The sequence below is a fragment of the Pseudolactococcus piscium genome (genome assembly GCF_002441695.1).
In the GTDB taxonomy this organism is placed as follows: domain Bacteria; phylum Bacillota; class Bacilli; order Lactobacillales; family Streptococcaceae; genus Pseudolactococcus; species Pseudolactococcus piscium.
Map to the genome: position 1 here is coordinate 91,456 of NZ_JXJW01000007.1, position 6,028 is coordinate 97,483.

The 6,028-nt window shown below is 32.6% G+C and carries 7 protein-coding genes; all 7 read right to left on the reverse strand.

From position 1 onward, the window contains the following. Nucleotides 1-24 precede the first annotated feature (24 nt). Nucleotides 25-1,188, reverse strand: coding sequence for a tyrosine-type recombinase/integrase (locus RU86_RS04830; RefSeq protein WP_179296202.1), 1,164 nt, complete (start codon nucleotides 1,186-1,188; stop codon nucleotides 25-27). Between the two features lie 53 nt (nucleotides 1,189-1,241). After that, on the reverse strand, nucleotides 1,242-1,466 hold the full coding sequence (locus RU86_RS04835; protein WP_096814302.1) for an excisionase: 225 nt from the start codon (nucleotides 1,464-1,466) through the stop codon (nucleotides 1,242-1,244). 104 nt (nucleotides 1,467-1,570) lie between these two features. Further along, nucleotides 1,571-2,086: a hypothetical protein gene (locus RU86_RS04840; RefSeq protein WP_096814303.1), complete on the reverse strand. Its 516-nt coding sequence runs from the start codon at nucleotides 2,084-2,086 to the stop codon at nucleotides 1,571-1,573. A 3-nt stretch (nucleotides 2,087-2,089) separates the two neighbouring features. Further along, nucleotides 2,090-3,151, reverse strand: coding sequence for a phage tail tip lysozyme (locus tag RU86_RS04845; protein WP_096814304.1), 1,062 nt, complete (start codon nucleotides 3,149-3,151; stop codon nucleotides 2,090-2,092). A 112-nt stretch (nucleotides 3,152-3,263) separates the two neighbouring features. Next, entirely contained in the window at nucleotides 3,264-5,681 is a 2,418-nt protein-coding gene (locus RU86_RS04850) for a hypothetical protein (RefSeq protein WP_096814305.1), read from the reverse strand. Then, nucleotides 5,678-5,851 (reverse strand): hypothetical protein, encoded by a 174-nt coding sequence (locus tag RU86_RS12020; RefSeq protein WP_156470241.1) that lies wholly within the window; start codon nucleotides 5,849-5,851, stop codon nucleotides 5,678-5,680. Before RU86_RS12020 ends, RU86_RS04850 begins: the two co-directional genes overlap by 4 nt. A 21-nt stretch (nucleotides 5,852-5,872) precedes the next feature. Then, on the reverse strand, nucleotides 5,873-6,028 hold a 156-nt coding region (locus tag RU86_RS12480), incomplete at its 5' end, for an ATP-binding protein (RefSeq protein WP_143468086.1).

Sequence of the window (6,028 nt, forward strand, 5' to 3'; positions counted from 1 at the left end):
TTTTGGTTACTTTTTGGTTAGTTTTCAAATTTCAAAGTTTTTTAACTTATCATCAACAACATCTTTCATTTTCTCAGTTACATGAGTATAAATTTGAATAGTTGTTTTTTCATCTTTATGACCTACACGTTCCATTATGACTTTTATAGGTATGCCTAATTCTGTCAATAAGCTAATGTGAGAGTGTCTTAACATATGACTTGAAAAATCATGATAATTTTTATTTTCAATGTCAGCTTTTTTCCCAACTTTTTTTAAATAACGATTTAGAGCGTCAGGAAGTATCAAATTGCCAGCCGTATTTAAAAATATGAAATTTTTATTTTTAGGTTCAATTTTTAAATTTAATTGTTTCATTTTATGTAATATCTCAATACACTTTGTATTAATTGAAATTAAACGATAAGAAGTAACAGTTTTAGGAGTTGTCAACTTAAAGTCAGTTAAACTTGTAGAATGGTGGTCTATATTATATTTAATATTAATTGTTCGATTTTGCATATCAACATTTTCCCACATCAAAGCTAGTACCTCGCCAATACGTAAACCTGTATAATACATAAACTCAATCATATAGTTCATTCTGACTTCGCTTTGAGTATTTCCAAATGAAAGTTTGAATAAATTCATTTCTTCTTTTGAAAAAAACTTAGTTCTATGTTTATCAACTTCTTCAAAACTTTTTCGTTGTTTAGGTAATTCTACATTATCAATAGGATTGAAATCAGTATATCCAACCTTTAAAGCGTACTTATAAAATGTATTAATTAACGTTTTTTGTAATCTTTTATAAGTCAAAGAACAATTACTATTTATAAAATATTTTTGAAAAAAATTACTAGAAATACTATGAAGTGCTGTATCAAAAATTTCTCTAAAAATATTATCCAATATATCCCTTTGTTTAACAAAAGAACTATCTTTCAATTCTTGTTTTCTAAATAATTGATATTCTTCATAAACTTCTTTTAAAGTTATATCTAAATTTACTTGTTTTTGCTGAAATTTTTCACTATTTTCAAGTAACTTAGTTTTAATTTTTTTATCAAGCAATAGTTTAGCGTGACCTTGTGCTTGTCGAGTTTTTGAAGTCAAAGTAACGCTTGCTTGTTTCCACTTTTCCTCGCTTTCATCATAGAATTTTTCGTAATAACGGTATTTACCGTTTGCTATTTTTTTAAAAAACAATATACCCCACCTTTCTTGGTATATCATTAGTTGAATACACTAATTATACCATTTCATTTATACATCTTGTTTTGTCTATTTTGAAGATATAAAAAAAAGCCTTTGACATTAATCATTGGCATGCGAGAACTTCCATAAGTTATGATACATTTGAAATCATCATCTTTTTTTATAGCTGTCATATATTTTTCAAGTGTTTTCATTTTGAAAACTGGAAAATAATTATCAATAAGTTGCTTTTTACTGACAAGAATATCAGGAAAATTGTTTATATCCATGATTTTACGCTCCTTTCTTTTGTATTTTATATACCTTGCATATAACGAATATGCACCGCCCACATTGTGAGTGTTCTACAATTAAACTAAAGGTACGCTAATATTTAAATACAGCCCAATAATTGAGCTTTAGATTGTTTGTTTAACCAATGAAATGTACCAAGGTCTCGAACTTTAACCATAATTTGCGGTAAGCTAAAGCCAAACTCAGCCAATTCATCAGTATAAGACACTAAATATCTGACACAATTATCAATAGAGACACAGAAACTATAAACAACATTTTGATAGCGCCTATCTAATTCTAGTAATTCTAAAACATAATCAGACCACACACGAATTGTTTTGACATCTACATTTGCGTGTTTTTCAATTGTAGTTGGATTGAGTTTATTCAACTTATCTTGTATCGCTTGTTTTGCTTCAAGACACAATAAATCAATTTGTTTTTCATACTTGATGAGCAATTCACACCATGCTAAAATTTCATTGATTTTCGCATAAGGGGATAAGTACAAGTCTTTTTTAAAACTTGCGACTTTTTGCTCAAAAAAATTGAAGTCCTCTATCATCTGGACTTCATCATTCATAGCACGTATTCTAAAATCTGTTAAATTCATTGGCTATTTTCCCTCCACATACCAAAATTGCTTAGCTTCATCAGCTGAAAATGTACGATAAGAAACAGTCAATGGTGGTAGACCTGTCACATTCATTTCTGAAATTAAAATAGAGCCATCATCTTTAACTTGTTCTACAAATGCCACATGACCGTATTCAGGACTTGACCCCGCTTGACCATGTACAAAACTTAAAGCAGTATGGAGTTTAGGCTCATGAGAGACTGAGTAACCCGCCTTACTTGCCCAATCGCCACCATTGCCCATATAGCTATCAAATTTAATGCCCAACTGATAAGCCCTGTTATATACGTACCACGTACATTGTCCTTGTGGGTATGAACCAGAGCCATTATAGGCTTGACCACTAAATGGAGTTTCTACCTCCCAACCGTTCGGAATGTTTGCGGACATCACACCATTGACAGCTTCTCCACTTGAATCATTGCTGAAGCCTACATGGTCTTTGAGTAAGTCATACCATTTTTGGGCATCATCTTGGAGCTTGTCAGCCTTTGTTTGACCGTCACTTAAAGCGACACCCTCATAATATTGTGACCAGTCTAAACTCGCTTGTTTAGGGTCAGTAGAGACGCTCACAAGGTCTTTTGTTCTCTTGTATGCACCGTTTAGTTCAGTAGACATAAGTTTTAACTCAACGTCCATTGACAGTGTTCTACTTTCAGCCTTAGACCAACGGTTACCATTGACATTATTAGACCAACCCGACCATTGAAAGATACCTGCAACACCACCACCAATATTTTCAGCTTCGGGATCGAACCCAGATTCTCTTTCAGCTACTGCTAAAGCACCGCTAGCACCTTGAATACTAAAGCGTTCTTTACTCATGAGATAGTTAGCTATATCAATAACATTTTGAGCCTTTTCTTCTGAGATATTAGCCTTACTTGCTAGGTCTTTTGATGTGATGTTTAGACTACCCGCAGAACTCGAAAAACTATCCGCACTTGATGAAGTGCCACCTGCCACAATGACAAGTAAAAATATAAAAAAAATAGGTATAAACATACCTATCAGAAATAAATGTTTTTTCTTTTTCATTTGATTTTCTTTCTAGGTATGTTGATACCTCACTTTTTCTTAAATAAACTAACCACAAACCAAACAGGGATAGCAACTATCCCAACAAAAATAGTTTTGATGATTTTCATAATTATTTTCCTTTCCTCTCAATAATACCGCTATCGAAAATACCACGTTTTGCGTTGGCGGTTTTGATTTTAATATCTCGTTTTTGACTTTTGTCAGAAGTTGGTAATTGGGGCTTTTCAGTAAACAACTCTTTACTCAAACGTTCAACTTGACCTTTTTGTCTGGCTTTTCTTGCTGGCATATCTGCTTTTATACCGTCCGAAAACTTACCTTTAAGTTCATCTTTTCGTTTTTGGTAATTGATAGCTTGTGATGTTTTATCTCTCAAAACCTTATTTTCAGAACGTTGTAGTTTATTGCTATCAAATTTTGCAAGTTTCTTTTCAGCTTCATTTTTAGGCATTAAACCAACAGAACTTGAAAATTTAGTTTTCAATTTATCTTTAGAATCAGTCAGAGCTTGTTTAGTATCTGAAAAAGCACCTTTTGTATTTTCCCACTTACCTTTTAAGTTGCTCATTGTCTCTTTTCGTTTTGCTATGGCAAGTTGTTTAGCTTTTTCATCTTGACCGAAACGCAGGTTGTCACTTGTTTTAACAGCACCTTTGACACCTTTTTTAGTGAGCGTTTTGCCAACAGTACCTGCCTTTTTCAGACCGTCAACTTTGCTTTTCGACATTTGATTATGAGTAGATAGACCATTACTTGATAGACTACCACTAGAAGTTGAGAGAGCAGGTGTTTTGTTAAAGTTAAAAGGTTTTTTGACATTAGACAGACTTGGTAATGACTTGACAGAATCAAGACTACCTTTTGCCAATTCAGAAACACTTTTCTTAGCTGTATCAAATAGAGAAGTCAACTTATCTCTTTGTTTCCACAAAAGGAAATACAAAGCGAACTGTATGAAAATTGAAATATAATATGAATGTGACACATTTCTAAATGCCATTTCCACAAAGCTATTAAAGATAAGCCCCATTTGCACACCTAATAGACCAGATACTGATAAAGCAGTAAACACGACTATTCTTTTTGCTAAATTACCTGCCATATGCTCAAACTGAGGTAAGATAGACAAGACTAATATAATAGGTGCTACAAATATTGCAAATACAACAATTAACTGTAACACCCACGTGTACATTAATGTACCAACTGTAATCACAGTTAAAACAAAACCTTTAAACAGAGAAGCTAATGCAACCATAAATTTATCGGCTATACTTGAAAACCCTAATTTTGTGAAGCCAGCTTCTTTATTTTTCTTAGCATATTTACTAACCGAATCAGTATCGCCTTTTGTCGCAAGCAAAGCTGTTTGTTCACTTTGTACCGAATTTTCAGGTAACTTATTGGTATCAAAGTTCATTTCCTTAAAGGGTTCTTTTACAATGACATTAAATAATTGTGTTTTCAAAGCATTAATTGTACTATCAGACACCTTATCATTTGTCGTTGAAACATTAGCCGTGAAATTGGTTGTAGAAGTTTTTTCAGTCGTATCATTTGCGATTGTTACCTTTGATAAGTTATTAATCAAAGAACTTGTAAAAGTGTCTGTAAAACTTTTAGTCACATAAACAATACGAGTAATGACATGTGTCCCTTTATATGCACCACTTCCGCTTGAAACTGGTAAGAAAAAAACACCAGCTACAACTATACGAAGTATAACACCTAGAATTTTCTTACCAAACGGTTTACCTTCTGACAAATCTTTGAAAGCACTAATACCCACAAAGACCATAGCCATTGGAAAGATAACAGGTAAGAGTAGTGCTTGCAGAATAGCCTGCATTTTAGATACAAAATCATCTAAATACTGAAAAATATCAATATTAGATACTGCCGATAAAATCAATGAATCTAATAGAAACATCAATTTTGAACCCGCAAAAATCAACTGTACTACCCAGTTAATGATTTTAGGGAAAGCCTCTTTAGCACCAAAAAAACCTTTATCCTCAATATACATATAACTTGTATAAGCTGATAAGGCTGACATATCTTTTGCATTAATAGCACCTGCTTCTTTTGCTAAGGCTTCTTGATAATCATTTGAACTATCAATTGTACCTGCTTTTGTTAAGATAGCACTATTATAAGCATTATTTAATGTTGTAATAGCAGAAACAGTTTTTGTTTTATCATATCCCGCATTTGATAATTTTGAAATAGCCCCTTGATAGAGTAGATTATATTTTTGATAAGTTTCTTCTGTAATCGGAATCGCATTATTACCTTGTGTTTGATTACTTAGATTTTTAATCTCATTAATAATGGTTAGAACTGCTTTATACTCTGGAGTATTAACAATATCGCCTTGGGCATTTGTTACAAACTCAGGTGCTTTAATACCACTATCAGAACCGATAGTATCATTAGTGACAACTGCATTACCTGTGTCTAAAGCGTAGGCTTGACTACCACAAAACAACAGACTTAAAAAGGTTAGCGCAACTAAAATCTTTTTCATTTAAGCCCCGCTTTCCAAGAATTACCAATATCTTTCAGAAAATCTGGTAAGTATCTAATTGTCTTGATGAACGGTTCATAAAGACCAGTCATTTTCAACATCATTAAAAAGAATACAAGGAATATGACAACACCTAATACCATATCCACAAGTGATTTTTTGTTTTTCATTGATATTTTCCTTTCAAGTCTTTATACAGCGACTAATTCTGTTTCGATTGTGTCACACAATGGATTGATTTCAGAAACAATACCGTCAATTGTAATACGTTCAGTACGCCCAAACGGGTCAGTAAAGAGACATTGACCCATAGACATGCTAGACACCCATTTACGTGTTTCTTCTGA

Excerpts from the sequence above, each read along its gene's own strand:
- RU86_RS04835 (WP_096814302.1), bottom strand. The coding sequence starts at position 1,466 with ATGGATATAAACAATTTTCCTGATATTCTTGTCAGTAAAAAGCAACTT.
- RU86_RS04840 (WP_096814303.1), bottom strand. The coding sequence starts at position 2,086 with ATGAATTTAACAGATTTTAGAATACGTGCTATGAATGATGAAGTCCAG.
- RU86_RS04845 (WP_096814304.1), bottom strand. The coding sequence starts at position 3,151 with ATGAAAAAGAAAAAACATTTATTTCTGATAGGTATGTTTATACCTATT.
- RU86_RS04850 (WP_096814305.1), bottom strand. The coding sequence starts at position 5,681 with ATGAAAAAGATTTTAGTTGCGCTAACCTTTTTAAGTCTGTTGTTTTGT.
- RU86_RS12020 (WP_156470241.1), bottom strand. The coding sequence starts at position 5,851 with ATGAAAAACAAAAAATCACTTGTGGATATGGTATTAGGTGTTGTCATA.